15 protein-coding genes are annotated in these 15,788 nt (G+C 37.8%); 12 read left to right on the forward strand and 3 right to left on the reverse strand.

The genetic code is table 11. The features are described from left to right. Nucleotides 1-11: 11 nt before the first annotated feature. The 3 genes from celB to AC4BB7_RS00685 form a co-directional block, all read right to left on the reverse strand. A complete protein-coding gene (gene celB, locus AC4BB7_RS00675; protein ID WP_490484046.1) occupies nucleotides 12-1,358 on the reverse strand; it encodes a PTS cellobiose transporter subunit IIC in 1,347 nt (448 codons plus the stop codon). A 15-nt stretch (nucleotides 1,359-1,373) separates the two neighbouring features. Then, a complete protein-coding gene (locus tag AC4BB7_RS00680) occupies nucleotides 1,374-2,765 on the reverse strand; it encodes a glycoside hydrolase family 1 protein (protein WP_490484047.1) in 1,392 nt (463 codons plus the stop codon). Nucleotides 2,766-2,934: 169 nt separating this feature from the next. Beyond that, the gene (locus AC4BB7_RS00685; RefSeq protein WP_490484048.1) at nucleotides 2,935-3,708 is read right to left on the reverse strand and encodes a DeoR family transcriptional regulator; all 774 of its coding nucleotides are present in this window, start codon (nucleotides 3,706-3,708) and stop codon (nucleotides 2,935-2,937) included. Between the two features lie 145 nt (nucleotides 3,709-3,853). Between AC4BB7_RS00685 and AC4BB7_RS00690 the strand changes: the two genes are divergently transcribed. From AC4BB7_RS00690 to nagA, 12 genes are all read left to right on the forward strand, one after another. Continuing rightward, complete coding sequence (locus AC4BB7_RS00690; RefSeq protein ID WP_490484049.1) at nucleotides 3,854-6,211, forward strand: helix-turn-helix domain-containing protein; 2,358 nt, start codon at nucleotides 3,854-3,856, stop codon at nucleotides 6,209-6,211. Between the two features lie 99 nt (nucleotides 6,212-6,310). Next, a complete protein-coding gene (locus AC4BB7_RS00695) occupies nucleotides 6,311-6,598 on the forward strand; it encodes a hypothetical protein (protein WP_490484050.1) in 288 nt (95 codons plus the stop codon). A gap of 19 nt (nucleotides 6,599-6,617) precedes the next feature. After that, a complete protein-coding gene (locus AC4BB7_RS00700) occupies nucleotides 6,618-6,881 on the forward strand; it encodes a hypothetical protein (RefSeq protein ID WP_490484051.1) in 264 nt (87 codons plus the stop codon). Beyond that, a complete protein-coding gene (locus AC4BB7_RS00705; RefSeq protein WP_490484052.1) occupies nucleotides 6,838-6,975 on the forward strand; it encodes a hypothetical protein in 138 nt (45 codons plus the stop codon). Before AC4BB7_RS00700 ends, AC4BB7_RS00705 begins: the two co-directional genes overlap by 44 nt. A gap of 88 nt (nucleotides 6,976-7,063) precedes the next feature. After that, nucleotides 7,064-8,263, forward strand: a complete 1,200-nt coding sequence (locus tag AC4BB7_RS00710; protein WP_490484053.1) for an MFS transporter — start codon at nucleotides 7,064-7,066, stop codon at nucleotides 8,261-8,263. After that, the gene (gene sdaAB / locus AC4BB7_RS00715) at nucleotides 8,263-8,922 is read left to right on the forward strand and encodes an L-serine ammonia-lyase, iron-sulfur-dependent subunit beta (RefSeq protein ID WP_490484054.1); all 660 of its coding nucleotides are present in this window, start codon (nucleotides 8,263-8,265) and stop codon (nucleotides 8,920-8,922) included. The genes AC4BB7_RS00710 and sdaAB overlap by 1 nt, the downstream gene beginning before the upstream one ends. Before the next feature lie 19 nt (nucleotides 8,923-8,941). Continuing rightward, nucleotides 8,942-9,817 carry an L-serine ammonia-lyase, iron-sulfur-dependent, subunit alpha gene (gene sdaAA / locus AC4BB7_RS00720; RefSeq protein WP_490484055.1) on the forward strand — a complete coding sequence of 292 codons (876 nt, stop codon included), beginning with the start codon at nucleotides 8,942-8,944 and terminating at the stop codon, nucleotides 9,815-9,817. 65 nt (nucleotides 9,818-9,882) lie between these two features. Then, on the forward strand, nucleotides 9,883-11,313 hold the full coding sequence (locus AC4BB7_RS00725) for an amidohydrolase (protein ID WP_490484056.1): 1,431 nt from the start codon (nucleotides 9,883-9,885) through the stop codon (nucleotides 11,311-11,313). Between the two features lie 431 nt (nucleotides 11,314-11,744). Further along, nucleotides 11,745-13,025 (forward strand): LPXTG cell wall anchor domain-containing protein, encoded by a 1,281-nt coding sequence (locus tag AC4BB7_RS00730; RefSeq protein ID WP_490484057.1) that lies wholly within the window; start codon nucleotides 11,745-11,747, stop codon nucleotides 13,023-13,025. A gap of 116 nt (nucleotides 13,026-13,141) precedes the next feature. Then, a complete protein-coding gene (locus AC4BB7_RS00735) occupies nucleotides 13,142-13,711 on the forward strand; it encodes a hypothetical protein (RefSeq protein WP_490484058.1) in 570 nt (189 codons plus the stop codon). A gap of 118 nt (nucleotides 13,712-13,829) precedes the next feature. Further along, nucleotides 13,830-14,600 (forward strand): DeoR/GlpR family DNA-binding transcription regulator, encoded by a 771-nt coding sequence (locus AC4BB7_RS00740; protein ID WP_490484059.1) that lies wholly within the window; start codon nucleotides 13,830-13,832, stop codon nucleotides 14,598-14,600. Continuing rightward, on the forward strand, nucleotides 14,597-15,742 hold the full coding sequence (nagA, locus tag AC4BB7_RS00745; RefSeq protein WP_490484060.1) for an N-acetylglucosamine-6-phosphate deacetylase: 1,146 nt from the start codon (nucleotides 14,597-14,599) through the stop codon (nucleotides 15,740-15,742). Before AC4BB7_RS00740 ends, nagA begins: the two co-directional genes overlap by 4 nt. The last annotated feature ends 46 nt before the right edge of the window (nucleotides 15,743-15,788 follow it).

A 15,788-nucleotide genomic window follows, 5' to 3' on the forward strand; every position in this document is an offset into this window, starting at 1 on the left:
CTTTTTTAAAATTAATCTTTATCAACAGCCGCCATCTGTTCTCCATACAGCTTCCCATCATACATTTTGAAAAACGGATAGTAACAAACAATTGAAACAGCCAAATTAATCAACGCAATCAACACCGCTCTAAAATCACCACCAGTTCCCAGAAATGCCCCGATCCCCACAGGCGAAATCCAAGGAATCCCAGTGATCACTTTATTCACTAAGCCAAGAGAAGTAGCAAAATAAGCAATGGTCACATTGATCAAAGGTGTCACAATAAATGGGATAATCAAATAAGGATTATAAACGATTGGTGCTCCGAAAATCACTGGCTCATTGATATTAAACAAACCAGGCAGCACTGCGGCTTTTCCCAAGACTTTCAACTGATCTGATTTTGCCACAAAAATCATCAATAAAACCAATCCAAGTGTACTACCGGCACCTCCGATAAAGATATACATATTGACAAAATCGCCAGCGAAAATATTCGATCCGCCATCAATATTTTCAGTCAATGCCACCAATAAAATCGGATTGATAAAACTATTTTTGATTACAGCTGTTCCATGAACCCCAACAGCCCAAAGTAGATGGATCAATAACATGATGACAATAATTCCCAACCAAGAACCCGTCAAATCTTTTACAAACTCAAACGGTTTTGATAATAATCCATGTAAATCAGTATGGAATACCGCTAAAATCGTATTGATAAATAACATCACGAACGCAATAAAAATAGCAGGAATCAATGAAGCAAAAGCTTTACTTACACCATCAGGTACGCCTTCTGGCATCCGAATCGTAATATTTTTTTTCACACACCAGCGATAAATTTGTGTCGCAATCACTGCTGTAATGATCCCAATAAAAATCCCAACACCACTAAAACGAGTGACCCAGCCACCAAGCGCAACCCCATTATAAACGATCGACGTTTCACTTTCTGATTGAATCAACTGGGCACCGCCATCAACGATATCCGTTTGGACGATCGTCATTAAAAAGGCAAACAACCCTAAAATCGCCCCAACAAAACTACTCAGCCCATCACTTTCTTCTTTTCGATAAATATCGGTTAAATAATAAGCCGTCGCTAAACAGTAAAAAATGGCAATTGAACCGATCGACATGGTAGTCGCCACACTATAAATTGGCGCGAATTTCAAAATCGTACTTTCAAAAAACGGTGCGAGTGGTGGAATGATCTGCGGCAAATTGTTGATGATCAGAAAGATCGAGCCGACGATCGTAAACGGCACTGTGATGATCCCAGCTTGCATAATCGCGCGAATAAAGCGCAAATTCGCAACTTTATTCAAAGGGGGCATGAGTTTTGTTTCTAAAAACGTAAATACTTTATTCATTTTTTTCTCCTTTCTTTAAGAGGGCAACTGATTCGTATCAATCAATGTTTGGTACCAGTAAAAGCTGTCTTTTTTATAGCGAGTGAGTTGTTTTTCATTGTGTTCAGTACGATCCACGTAAATAAAGCCGTAACGTTTGCTGATGCCTTCATGAACGCTGATCAGATCAATCGCTGACCACGGACTATAACCAATCAAGTCAACACCAGCCTCAATAGCCTGTAAACATTGGTCGATATGTTGTTCTAAATAATTGATACGGTAACTGTCATGGATTTTCCCGTCATCTGTCAGCTCATCTTTAGCCCCTAAACCATTTTCAGTGATAATGATTGGTAAATGATAGCGGTCATACAGAGTTTGTAAAGTGGTTTTCAAGCCATCAGGATCGATCGTCCAATTGAATTCATTTTTCTTCAAATAAGGATTGGTGAAGCCTTTATAAAAGCCCCACTCCATAATATCTTCGCTTTGCTGATCGCTGATGCCGTTTGCCATACCGTCTTTTTCAGTTGGTTTTTCGACAGTGACGGTGGTGTAAAAATTCATAGCAACAAAATCGGGGAAGTTATGTTCCATCAATTCTTGATCTTCAGCGGCAAATTCAATCGTGATATCATTACGGTTTAAATAGTCTTTAAAGACTGCGTTATAACGACCAAAGCAAGAAAAATCTAGATAGGCCCAATTACGAACACTATTAAAATAAAGGGCAGCCTGATTATCCATTGGTTTACTGGTTGCAGGATACACAAGAGAAATATTTGGAACAGGTCCGATTTGTCCGCCTTCGATCAATTCATGGCAACGTTTGAAGGCATATTTTTCAGCGATCATTAGATGATGAAATTGTTGGTATTTTTCTTGTAATGGAATTTCTTTACCTAGGATTTTCTTGTCCACCAAAAGCATGATGTTCGGCTCATTGATCGTCAGCCAGTGTGTGACGCGATCACCATAGGCTTCAAACAACGTTTCAGCATATCGTTTGAATGCATCCACAGTACTGCGCACACTCCAACCACCTTCATCTTCTAATGCTTGAGGTAAATCAAAGTGATTCAAGGTGATGTAAGGTTGAATACCGTATTTTAGTAATTCATCAATCACATCGCTATAATGTTGTAATCCTTTTTGATTGATCTCTCCTCGTCCAGTTGGGAAAATTCGTGTCCAGGCAATCGAAAAGCGAAAGATTTTGATGCCCATTTCAGCTAATAAACGAATATCTTCTTTGTAATGATGATAGTGATCTACCGCGACTGTAAAATCAGCGATCTCATGATTATCTCTTTGGCGTGTGTCTTGCACACTTAATCCTTTACCGTCGCTTTGATAAGCGCCTTCGGTTTGGTGAGCGGAAATCGACGCGCCCCATAGGAAATTTTTTGGAAATGTATGTGTCATTGGTTTCTCCATTCTATATCTTTTTTTGTGAAGCGTTTTCTTTGGCTTTAGAATAAGTGATTATATGAGTAAATTCAATACAATCAAAAGAACTGTTCATGAAAGAATTTTTATGAACAGTTCAAAGACGGTTACTACAAGAAAAGCGAACCCTTATAGTATACCGTTTTTATTCAAATAACACTTTAACGGGGATTCCTCTTGCTTGATAATTCGCCAAAAGAGTTGTAGAGATGGCGCTATCTGTATACAGGAAATCAAATAAATAGGTTCTATCGATCATAAATGAGCTAACTGATTCTAAGTTAATAGAAGGGGTGTAAACAATTTTTGGTCCTTTGGTATGCTGGATCATTGTGCGGTAAATAAAGGATTCGCTCAACGTGTTGGTCGTTACTTCATGTGTATTAAAACCAGCAGCTTCAACGATACAAAGATCTGCCTCAACTTTATTAAAAGCATGGATAGCAAAATCACCAACAAGCGCGTTTGTATTTTTCTCAAGTTCACCACCGCTGATTGTAATCAAGGCTTTTTTCTCAGGATGATCAATGGAAAGAGCTGTAACATCGTTCGTTAAAACACTGACCTCAAGAAAAGATAATGCGTGAATGATTGCTGTAGAAAAATTTCCAGCGCTAACGAAGATTTGTGCCTTATTTGGTAGCATAGTTGCGATTTCTTCAACGAATACTGCAACAGGAAATACCCGTTCTTCTTGAATTGCAGGCTGTGATACTGGCTGTTTTTTGATTAATTTTACACCACCATAAAAACGTTCGATCATCTTTTTCTTTTCCAAAAAAAGAAGATCTCGTCTGATCGTAACGGCTGAAACATCAAAAAATGCAGCTAGTTCATTCACAGTTTGGCTGTCTGCTGTGTTCAACCGCTCAATCAATTTTTCCCGTCGTCTAAACACATCACCTTGACTTGTTTTCATTTTTATCTTCCTATCTCAAAGCTTCTCATTTTTTAAATTATCCATAGTATAGACAATTTTCCGCTAAAAAGACAACTTGTTTCACTGAAGATTTGATGATATATTTTGATAAACAAACTAGCAGGAAGTAAGGAAGGCTGAATTTATGGGAGAAACGAAACAATTTCCTTTTCATTTGTCATTGATGAAGGTAAGTTATGCACCGCCGCAGATTAGTGACTATTTAACACTTTTTCTCATGCTGAGCGGCAGTATGGTCGTGACGACTGGAGGAAAAGACTATCTGCTTCAGACAGATGATTTATTAGTCATCAATCCGCGTCAGCAGTTTCAGGTAAAGAGCTCAGATAAGAATCTGTTGCTATCTTTACGCGTTTCTAGAGCGCCGATCACATCACAATTTAAAGACAACTGGTTGCCTTTTATCGATTGTTCGACATCAGGAGCCGACAAAGGGAGTGAGTCAGAAAAATTTCAACAACTACGTGAAGCCTTAGTTCATTTAATGGCAGCTTATTTTAAACAGAATAATGAAAGTGAACTGGAAATTTATCAGCACTTTTTCACAGTTTTGACAAAGTTGGTCAAAGGATTTAAAAAAGAAGTTGTCCCAACTCCTCAAGTAACGGCAGAGATAGCAGATGAGCGCTTGAATCAATTGCTGGATCAGATTCAATTAAACTATGATCAGCCAATTTCACTTGAAACGTTAGCAGAATCAAGTGGAATCTCTTATTATCACTTGTCCCGTTCTTTTAAAAAACAAGTGGGAATGACCTTTACTGAATATTTAAACCAAATTCGTTTGATGCATGCAGCAGAATCGTTGATGTTGACCGCACAATCAGTAATTAAAGTTGCTTTGAACAATGGTTTTTCTAATGCGAAACATTTTCATCAAGTATTTAAAAGGCACTATGGCTTAACGCCGGCTAATTATCGTAAAAAATACTCGTTACAGAAAGATCTAGAAAAGCCAAGTACGGAAAATGCTGATTATCACGAAATAACAGGCGCTGCTGCATTGCAAGAGTTGGCAAGATATTTGGTAGAAAAAGATTTAGAAGATGAAAATGCTGCGATTGAACAGAATTTACAGTTAGTGTTGCCTACAGAGCGCCAAGAGCATTACCAAAGCGGTAAAAAAATTATAAAGATCGGTCCTGCAAGTGAAGGATTAGCGAATGGTGTTCAACGTGAATTGTGTATTTTGCAAAAAGATTTAGCTTTTGATTTGGTTCAATTCGAGGGCTTTTGCGAAGAAACGAATTTTGATAACGATGTTTTGTTAGTATCAGAGTATATTTTAAATAATCAATGGTTTGATTTTTTAGTGAGAATTCAGTTGAAACCGATGATCCAGCTCTATTTACCAGAACATTATACTGAAAAAGAAGAGGTTCAATTGTGGTGTGATAAACAATTGAAAATCATCCGTCATTTTCTCAATCGTTATGGAAGGGATGAAGTGAATCATTGGTATATTCAATGGTCACTTCCAAAAGTAAGTGGAAGATGGAATGAAGAAAGCCGTTGGGGGTATCATTATTTTTATCGTAAGTTGAAACAATTAGTTCCAGAATGTAAGCTGGGGCTAATGTCGTTACGATCACTGGATGAAGAAGAATATCAGCAGTATCAAGCTTTTATTTCTGAGCAAGCATTGCAGCATTGTTTACCGGGATTCATTAGTTTTCATGCTGATCCGTATGCGTCGACGTTGATCAAAGATGAACATGCGGTACGATTCAAAGAGTATCAACAAGAAATTTTAAGCCGAGTGAAGTCTGTTATCAACACAAGCCAATCGGAAAAAAAATCGATGGTTTCAGATTGGTCACCAGAGCTATTTTTAACAGACTGGAACACTTTAGTTGGGGAAGGAAATACTTTTTCTGGAACGTTCTTCCGTTCAGCGCTGATTTTAGAATCGATCGTTGAATTGTCAAACGAGGTGACGGGTATTGCTTTTTGGTTGAACATCAAAGTAAAAGAACGGCAAACACATACGAGAGAAGATAGCAGTTTATCTGTTTTTCTTTATGAAGAGTTGCGACGACCGCTATTTTTTTCACTCCGTTTTTTAAATCATTTAAAAGGAGAACTTCTTGCTAGTGGAGACGGCTATATTTTGACGCGAAATCAAGGACAATACCAACTATTATTATATAATTCTAGCTACCTGGATCCACTTTACTCAGTCGATACGTTTCAAGTGCAATATCAGACGAAAAAAATGTTAGTTCATTTAAAAGAGTTGCCGAAAGGAAATTATTTGATTCGAGAATATGTCTTGGATAAAGATCATGGCGGCATTTACAATGACTGGATCAGGATGGGCGGTCAAGCAGAGTTAGATCATGAATTACAGAAATATTTGGAGCAAAAGATCGTACCAAAGTTTGAACTAAAAAAAGAGTGGATCGATTCAGCTGGCTATGAGTTAGAAGCTACACTGACATTGAATGCTTGCCAGTTGTATTTGTTTCAACCTTTATACTAAGAGAATGTAGAAGAGGGTAAAAGATATCATTGACGGAATAGCGCTTTCATACTAAACTTAATATAATCTATTGAGCAAATGATAGGGGAGGCTGTTAAGATGGGAAAGACCCAACATACTTCAACTTTTGGGATAAATTTAGCGATTGTTATTTACTATTTTTTACCAAGAATTCAAATTACCACCGCTTCACCTTATTGGAACGTATTTTTTAGTTCCAGAAGCATCTTGGTATTTCTTTTTACAATAGCGATGTTGGTCATTACCTTTCAAAAGACGTATTCTAATAAATGGCAAAACATTCGTTTAGGAGAAATGGTTGGAAATGTCTATCTCCTGTATGTGCTAGCTAGTTTTTTCTATATTATGATTGTAGAGTTGATATAGCCAGTAAGGGGTGAATAATATGGAAATAATAGATAAAATCTCAGATTACTTTGATGATCGACGAAAAAGAAAGCACAAAAAGATTAGAGAAAAGAATGACCGATTACGAGCGACTGGTCGAACGCCTGTAAAGAAGGGCTGGGGGAAAATGGTTGATACTGGATCTGGCGGTATGAATCAAGATCGTACTGTGCGTATATATGATGTCGCTCAACAGCAAAAAAATATTTCGGAAGAACATGAAATCAAAGAACGTCGTTCAGGTGAGGTCAAGAGGAAATAAATTGAATAAGATGCAGCGGGAGCAAAAAAGACTAGTTCTTTTTTGCTTTCTTTTTTTTAAAATGTGTAGATTAAAAATATTAAGACTATATTGAGCAATTAAAGTAATTTATATTTGTGAATTGTTTTATATAATAAACCCATGGAAAACGTTTTCTTATATTAGAACAATGGAGGAAAAAAATGGAGACACAAGTTGAAAAAGTAACGAATAAAAGTAGTGCTGGGTTGATTTTTGCCTTAATGGCAGGCTATTCGATGATTTACATGGATAAGAGCATGATTTCCACAGCTGTTCTGCCGATGGCCAAAGAGTTTAATTTAGATGCTGGTCAAACTGGGATGATCATGTCATTCTTTTTCCTAGGCTATTCATTGATGCAAATTCCTGGCGGTTGGTTAGCGGATAAAATCGGAGCTAAAAAAGTGTTAATGTTATCACTCGCAATTATTTCAATTTTCTCATTCGCATTTGGTGCAGTTAGTAGTTTGATGTTATTTATGGTTATCCGCTTTTTTGCGGGACTTGGCCATGGTGGTTATCCGCCTAGCTGTTCAAAATCGATCGCGGACAATTTTCCGCAAGAGCGTAGAACCTTTATTCAGTCATTGATCCTTTCAACATCTGGTATCGGCGGGATCTTAGCTTTTACTTTAGGAACCAATTTGATCAATGCAAATTGGCGTTATGGTTATCTAGCATTAGGAACATTATTTGCGGTAGCACTGGTTCTTGTGGCTGTATTCGTTCCTAATCAAGCGACGAGCGCAAAAACTAGCTCAGCGAATAAACCAGCCATTAAATTTAGTCAAGTAATTACAAATCGCAATGTATTAGTCTTATTTGTCGCAATGTTGCTATTGAACTTTTTACTTTATGGAAATATGTCTTGGTTACCAAGTTTCTTAGCGCAAAAATTTGCGATCGATATTAAAACAATCGGTTATTTATTAGCAGTCAATGCAGTTTTCCAAACAGCTGCAACAATGTTTGCAGGGGCACTGCTATCAAAACTATTTTTAGGGAAAGAACGCATGTTTATTCTTAGTGCAACAGTTTTAGCCGCGATTTTAGTTGCTGCTTTTGTGGCATCGAATAATCTAGTTTTATCGATGATCTGTCTGATCGCAGTCAGCATGGTTTCGGTTAGTGCTTTTACAGCAATCTTCACGTGGCCGCACAAAATCATGGACCCATCGATCATCGGTTCTTCGATCGGAATCATCAATACTGGTGGAACACTAGGTGGATTCTTAGCACCAATGATTTTAGGTCAATTGATCAAAGCGGCCGGTGGTTCATTTACACTCGCATTTGGTTTCATGGCGGCAGCAAGTCTACTTTGCGGACTTTGTGTATTAGGAGTGAAAAAAGAAGCGTAATGTCAGACAAAAAATTTAAATATAAAAGCGCCTTTGATATTATTGGCCCAATCATGGTCGGTCCCTCCAGCTCTCATACAGCTGGAGCGGTCAGGATCGGTAATATGGCAAGAGAACTTTATAAACATACGCCCAAAAAGTTGATCGTGACATTTTTCGGTTCTTTTGCGGAAACGTATAAAGGACACGGAACTGCTGTTGCGATTGTTGCAGGGGTTTTAGGATTTGAAACACATGATGAACGAATTCCCGATGCTATTGAAATAGCAGAAAAACAAGGCGTTTCTATTGAATTTTTAGTTAGTGCTAAAGAAACAGAACACGCCAATACAGTGAATTTAGAGTTGATTGATGAACAAGAAAAACTAAATTTAACGGCTATTTCGATTGGGGGAGGCAGTATTCAGCTAACGGAGATTAATCACTATTCTACATTGCTGAATCATGACCAAGGCAATGGTTTAGTTTTTACGGCAGATCAGGAATCTGCTCTTCCTTGTGTGGAAATGGCGCTGGAAAATCCAGCTTTTGTCGAAGTGCAACAATTAAATCAAGAAACAGTATTCTTTGTTGAAACAGTCAGCGATATTAGTCAAAAGTTAGTCAAAAAAATCAGAGAAATACCGGGAATTACAGCAGTTATGCCTACGACCGGCTAAATTAGAGGACGTGAATATTTTGTTTGAATCAATTGAAGAACTTGTCCAACGTGCAAAAGATAATCAATGCACGATATCCGAAATCATGATCCGACAAGAAATAGAGACATCTGGGCGTAGCAGAACGGAAATCATGAATCAAATGACCTTAAATTTAGAAACAATGGAAGCAGCGGCTGCCAAAGGTGTTCAAGGAGTACGCTCTCATTCTGGTTTAACAGGTTATGATGCGAAAAAGCTGCAAGCTTATCTGGATAAAAAAACAGTTTTGACGGATGATACGTTTGTCAAAGCCTTATGCTATGCTGTGGCAACGAATGAAGTGAATGCAGCGATGGGGATGATTTGTGCCACGCCAACAGCTGGTTCAGCGGGCGTAGTCCCAGGGGTCTTACTAGCATTTAGTGAAAAGTTTGGGTCAACTCGTGAGGACATGCTGAACTTTTTATTTACAGCCGCTGCCTTTGGGTTTGTCACAGCGAATAATGCCATGATTTCAGGCGCAGAAGGCGGTTGTCAAGCTGAAATAGGCTCTGCTTCAGGAATGGCCGCCGCTGCATTAGTTGAAATGGCAGGAGGAACACCTGAGCAAGCAAGTCATGCTTTTGCAATTGCATTGAATAATTTGATTGGTTTAGCCTGTGACCCAGTGGCAGGATTGGTAGAAATTCCTTGTATCAAGCGAAATGCAGGAGGGACCTCCAACGCCATCAGTGCAGCAGAAATGGCTTTAGCAGGAATCGAAAGTGAGATACCTGCCGACGAAGTAGTGGAAACAATGTATCGCGTTGGCCGAAGCATGCCAGCGGATATTCGTGAGACTGGCATCGGCGGATTAGCAGGAACAAAAACGGGTAAGCGAATTGCTAAAGAATTATTTGGGATTGATCGCTAATTTAAAACGTGTATGCTTTAACTAAAGAGAAAATTGATTATGGTTAAGAAAGGAAGAACATAAGAATGGATGCAAAACAACAAATTTCAGCATTGATCGATGCAAAAAAAGACCAATTTATCACAGCAGCAGATCGGATTTGGGGTACACCAGAAACAAGATTTGCGACAAGTGAATCTGTAAAACCTTTTCTAGAAATTTTAGAAAAAGAAGGTTTCTCAATTGAAAAAGGCGTTGCCAACATGGAGCATTCTTTTGTGGCTACTTACGGAAGCGGAAGCCCTGTTATTGGGATTTTAGCCGAATATGACGCGTTAGGTAATTTGAGCCAAGTCGCGGATTTAGGTGAGCAAAAAGCCGTAAATGAAGGCGGCAACGGACATGGATGTGGACATAATTTACTCGGAACAGGTGCCTTAGCGGGTGCTATTGGTGTTAAAGATTTGATGGAACAAGAAAAATTAACGGGTACAATCAAGTTGTTCGGTTGTCCTGCTGAGGAAAGTGGCTACGGAAAAGCCTTCATGGCTAGAGATGGTGTGTTTGATTGCTTGGATATTGCTCTTTCGTGGCACCCGATGGATACAAGTATGGCTTGGGGATTAAGTAGTTTAGCTGTTTATCAAATTTATTATAACTTTAAAGGAATATCTGCTCATGCAGCAGCAGCTCCTGAACAAGGGCGCAGCGCCCTTGATGCAGCGGAATTAATGAATATTGGGGTTCAATTCTTACGTGAACATATCATTGATGAAGGACGTGTCCATTATGCCTTTATGGACGTTGGCGGTGAGTCTGCCAACGTTGTACAGCCGACTTCAAGCTTGTATTATTTTATCCGCGCACCAAAATTAGAACAAGCCGAAGAAATCTACAAACGTGTTAACAAAATCGCAGAAGGTGCGGCGTTGATGACGGAAACAGAATTAGAGATCGTTTTTGATTCTGCTTGCGCTAATTATTTACCAAATCAGGCAGTAACAACTGCAATGTATGAAAACTTAAAAGATTTTGGAAATATGAACTTGACCAAAGAAGATCAAGAATATAGCCAAAGATATTATGATAGCCTAAATGAGGCAACAAAAGAAGGGCTGAAAGCTAGAGCCAGACAAAGTAACCCTAACGCAAGTGAAGAAGAAATCGAACGTTTAGGTACAATGCCAGTTTTAGATCAAATTAGTCCATTATTCTTTTCAAATGCGACTTCTGGCTCAACTGATGTCGGTGATGTGAGCTGGGTTTGTCCGACAGCCCAAGTTTTAGTTGGCTGTGAACCGCAAGGAACGCCGCCGCATTCATGGCAATGGGTTGCTAATGGTAAATCTTCTGTAGCACATAAAGGGTTATTAGCTGCAGGAAAAACAATTGCCACTACGGCTTATGATTTGCTGACAAATCCTGAATTAGTAGCAAAAGCCAAAGCAGAGCATCAAGTAACAGTAGGTGGAAAGAAATATCAATCTGCGATTCCAGCGGATGTAATGCCGAAATAAAATACGAATGAATACAATCAGTTTGATTGAGCTTAACGAATAATAATAGAATAAAATCGCCTTTAAAAAATTGTATTTTCATATATAAATTTTTAAAGGTGGTTTATTTTTTTTTAAGCATTTAGCAAGATAATTTTTAAAAGTCTATATGACTAGAGTTTGAAAACGTAGATTAAGTGTTTACATCATAAACATGTGGTTGCCCTATTGATTAGAATTTGATAAGATTGAAGCGTATACAATTTTTGAATATCTAGTTTCACAGGCTAGTATTATGTTTTACTTCAATCTCATCAATTTCTAAGCATTTTAAGCACTTAGAAATGATATTCTCAAAAAAATAAGAATTGATTGAGCAAAAATACGGTCCTGCAATTTTTCAGTTGGGATGAATGAGCCTGTTAAGCTTTTAAAACTTGGGAGGAAGAAGAATGAAAACAGTAAAAAGTTTGATGTTGGGTATTTTATTTAGTTCGACGCTTTTAGCATTTTCAACGGTTTCATTTGCAACAGAGGATAGTACAATGGCTGAAATCAAAACAGCTGAGGTATCTGAAACAGAGACGAAAGTCACTGAAGCAAAAAAGGAAATGGATATTACACCAAAATTTAAAATCAAAGAAATCAAAACGACCATTGGTGAAAAGGGCACAATACAAGTTGAACAAATCGAGGGAATGAAAGACCTCAAGGGATCGTTCAAAACCACAGTAGCAGATAAAAGTATTCTTTCAATCAATGAAAAAGGGCAATGGCAAGGACTGAAAGCTGGGAAAACCAAAGCAACATTGAATTTTGAATGGGACAAAGAATCCTTAGAAAAAATTCAAGAAAAATATCCAGATCATCAATTGATCAAACAAGATATCGCTCAGGAATTGTCTGTAGAGGTAACGCAACCAGAAGAAAAGACTGTGGATATTACACCTAACTTTAATAGTGGTTTAGTGAATGCCAAAATTGGAGAAACTGGTCAATTTAAAGTAGCTCCGATGGGGGGCGTAGCAGATCTGAAAGGAACCTATTTAGCTTATATTCCTGAAGGCGCTGGCAAAGAAATTATTTCTGTTGACGCGAATGGGAAATGGACAGCATTAAAACCTGGCACGACTGAATTTGTCTTGGATTTCCAACTTTCAGATGAATCACTTAAGGCAATTGAACAGAAAAATCCAGGTAGTACATTGATTAGACGAGATATTGCTTATTCGGTAAAAGTAGAAGTGAAACCAGCTGGGTTATTAGATATTACGCCAACAATCGATAGTACTTCGATTAATGGCAAAGTTGGTGATACTGGACAACTAAAAGTGAAACCAATCGAAGGAATCGATGATACCAAAGGTTCTTTTGTTACAGCTATTCAAGACCCTTCAATCATTGAAGTTGATGCTGCAGGCAAATGGACAGCGTTGAAGGCTGGCACAACTGAATTTACAGTTACGTACAATTGGTCTGATGAAACAATGAAGAAATTAGCTGAGAAATATCCAGGTTATGAATTTTCTAAAAAAGAAACAACTCAAGTAATCAAAGTAACGATCTCTGAAAACACTACGGGATCAGTCAAACCAGTAGGTACGACGAAACCCACAGGAAAACAACTACCTGCAACGAATGATTCAAGTACAAACGGATTCTGGATCACTGGACTCTTTCTTGTATTTTTAGCATCAATAGGCTGGTATAAAAAAAGCTCAATGAATAGATAAAAAATGAAAAGCTGAACGCAAAACAATAAGCAGGTGTTCAGCTTTTTTTTGTTCCCACAATTTATACTAACTTTAGTATAATGAGATTATAATAGAAGTAGGGCAGGAGTGATTATATGGCTACAATGGAACGGCCAGATGAGCGAAAAGCATTGGAGATACTTCAAAAATCAGAACCTGAGAAGTATCAAAAGGCAATCTTGTTAGATAAACCAGATATTCAAAATTTAGTTCAGAATATTGGAGTAGAAGTCACTCAATCACTCAAAGAAAGTGTACTAAAAGCGTTGAATCTTGATACGATCAATATACATAACGATAAGCAAATCCTTGAAATCATCAAGGAAAGGTACGGAAATGAAGTGCTTAGAATCAATTTGCCCTTACCGGACAATACGAAGAAAAAGATTGCTATTTCCATCGCTAACTGGCATTCATTGTTTAATCTGATCGAAGCGTACGACAATAAAGTTGAGAAACTGCAAAGTGGTAATTACAAAGTATATCAAGAAAATAATTTGTTTATTTTTGTATTTGGTGAAGATGAAAAAAGCATTGAGCAACTCGCAAAACATATCTACAGGAAAAAAACTGAGAGACAATACGATTTCATTTATGTGTACAGTCAACCTGTTTTATACAAAATCGACCACCAAAGAAATATAGTTGTGAAAAGACTTTTTTGATAAAGGTCTTTTTATTTTTATAAAAACTTACAAAAACTTGTGATTTGATATATAAAAACTTATTAATATGCAAAAGTGAGATTATTTGTTATACTCAAAATAAATCAGGAGGTAGTATATGAATCAAAAAGAACGGATCGCCAAAATTTTAGAGTTGTTACAAGAAAAAGAAAAACTAGATGCAGTTGAACTAGCGGAGTATTTTCAAATTTCTAAAGACAGCATTCGCCGAGATATTTTGTTGATCGTCAACGAGGGATTAGCTGAAAGGTATCGTGGTGGAATTACACTGCCGATTATCAAGACAAAAATCGAAGACTATTCTAAGCGTTTAGTTGTAAACAGTCCAGAAAAAATTCAAATCGCAAAAAGTGCAGTACAACAAATTAGTGAGGACCAAACCATTTGGCTAGATGTCTCCACTACGGTTCAATTTATTGCGAAAGAACTCACTCAGAAAAATGTCTTAGTCGTCACCAATTCAATCGACAACGCCATATCAGCAACAGAAAAAAGTAAAGAGCAGGCAGTTTTTCTTCTAGGAGGGTATTTTAACCCAGCTTCTCATTTATTGCATGGTACATCAGTGATCAATCAGTTGGCTAACTTTTATTTTGACATTGCCTTCATCGGTGCATCCGGCATCAATGAATCAGGTTTGTTTTATTCTGAATTAGAAGATATTGAGTTGAAGCAGACGATAATCCAGAATGCTAAACGGACTTGTGTCTTATTGGATAGTACAAAGGTTAGGAATACAACCAACTTCAAACTCGATTTTACCAACATCGATCTATTGATCACAGATAAGACATTACCAGAAACAATAAACAAGCAACTGCGAAAAGACGAAGTAAAAATCATTCTTGTGGAAGGTGGAAAAAAATGAAGACCCTTATTCAAAACGCAACGATAAGTACAGGAGATAACCTAGAAATAGTAGATATCATGATAGATAATGGAATTATTTTAGAGATAGAACCATCAGAAAATGATTCTTTTTCTAGCGAAGCTGTGGATCAACGAATCGATGGTCACAAGCAATTACTGATTCCTGGCATGATCGATGTCCATATTCATGGAGCTAATAACTTTGATATGATGGATGGAACGACCCAAAGTATTCAAGAAGTCTCAAAAAAATGTTTAGAAACAGGCTGTACAGGCTTTTTAGTGACTTCTGTAACCTCTTCGTTAGAAGCGTTATTGACAATGATCGACCGAACTAAAGAAGTAATTGGGAATGAAGAAGGCGCAAAAATTTTAGGTATTCATTTAGAAGGTCCTTATTTAAATAGTAAAAGAAAAGGAATGCAAGATCCAAACTATCTTAGAAATCCTGATTTAAAAGAAATGGATATAATTTTTGACCGAGCAGGTGATTTAATTAAAATGGTTACTGTAGCACCTGAATTACCAGGTTGTTTGGAACTGATTACCTACCTAAAAGAAAAAAACGTTGTTGTTGCAATCGCGCATTCTGATGCAACGTACGAAGAAGCGCAAGTCGCTTTTCAACACGGTGCAACGCACATCACCCACTGTTTCAATGCAATGCCGCCGATCCATCATCGGGCACCAGGATTGGTTACGGCAGCGCTTGAAAACGATGAGGTCAGTGTTCAGGCAATTATTGATGGGGTTCATTTACACCCAGGAATCGTTCGCTTATTGTATAAAATAAAGGGATCGGATGGGATGGTTTTGATCACAGATGCTTTACAGGCTATGGGTGTGGGAGATGGTGCATATGAGTTCGGCGGACATCATGTCACTGTAGAAAATGGAATTGCCCGCTTAAAAGATGGCACCTTGGCATCTAGTACAGTAACGATGAATGAAGCACTTAAATTGAGTGTGGAGATGGGCATTTTACTAGATGATGCAATTAAAATGGGGGCGACTACACCAGCTGCTATTTTGGGAGAACAAAACATAGGGAAGATTGCGGTAGGATTTGCTGCTGACCTAATTCTTTTAGATGAGGAATTTCGTGTTGTAAAGCGGATTTTAAAAGGAACGCTGAATTAAATTACTCTACGAGGTTGAGACAAAAGTCGATTAGGTTAGAGCAATT

The sequence above is a fragment of the Enterococcus sp. AAFC-DPL-5182 genome (genome assembly GCF_058216605.1).

Bases quoted from the DNA above. Each gene is read 5' to 3' on its own strand.
- celB (WP_490484046.1), bottom strand. From the start codon at position 1,358: ATGAATAAAGTATTTACGTTTTTAGAAACAAAACTCATGCCCCCTTTG.
- AC4BB7_RS00680 (WP_490484047.1), bottom strand. From the start codon at position 2,765: ATGACACATACATTTCCAAAAAATTTCCTATGGGGCGCGTCGATTTCC.
- AC4BB7_RS00685 (WP_490484048.1), bottom strand. From the start codon at position 3,708: ATGAAAACAAGTCAAGGTGATGTGTTTAGACGACGGGAAAAATTGATT.
- AC4BB7_RS00690 (WP_490484049.1), top strand. From the start codon at position 3,854: ATGGGAGAAACGAAACAATTTCCTTTTCATTTGTCATTGATGAAGGTA.
- AC4BB7_RS00695 (WP_490484050.1), top strand. From the start codon at position 6,311: ATGGGAAAGACCCAACATACTTCAACTTTTGGGATAAATTTAGCGATT.
- AC4BB7_RS00700 (WP_490484051.1), top strand. From the start codon at position 6,618: ATGGAAATAATAGATAAAATCTCAGATTACTTTGATGATCGACGAAAA.
- AC4BB7_RS00705 (WP_490484052.1), top strand. From the start codon at position 6,838: ATGAAATCAAAGAACGTCGTTCAGGTGAGGTCAAGAGGAAATAAATTG.
- AC4BB7_RS00710 (WP_490484053.1), top strand. From the start codon at position 7,064: ATGGAGACACAAGTTGAAAAAGTAACGAATAAAAGTAGTGCTGGGTTG.
- sdaAB (WP_490484054.1), top strand. From the start codon at position 8,263: ATGTCAGACAAAAAATTTAAATATAAAAGCGCCTTTGATATTATTGGC.
- AC4BB7_RS00725 (WP_490484056.1), top strand. From the start codon at position 9,883: ATGGATGCAAAACAACAAATTTCAGCATTGATCGATGCAAAAAAAGAC.
- AC4BB7_RS00730 (WP_490484057.1), top strand. From the start codon at position 11,745: ATGAAAACAGTAAAAAGTTTGATGTTGGGTATTTTATTTAGTTCGACG.
- AC4BB7_RS00735 (WP_490484058.1), top strand. From the start codon at position 13,142: ATGGCTACAATGGAACGGCCAGATGAGCGAAAAGCATTGGAGATACTT.
- AC4BB7_RS00740 (WP_490484059.1), top strand. From the start codon at position 13,830: ATGAATCAAAAAGAACGGATCGCCAAAATTTTAGAGTTGTTACAAGAA.
- nagA (WP_490484060.1), top strand. From the start codon at position 14,597: ATGAAGACCCTTATTCAAAACGCAACGATAAGTACAGGAGATAACCTA.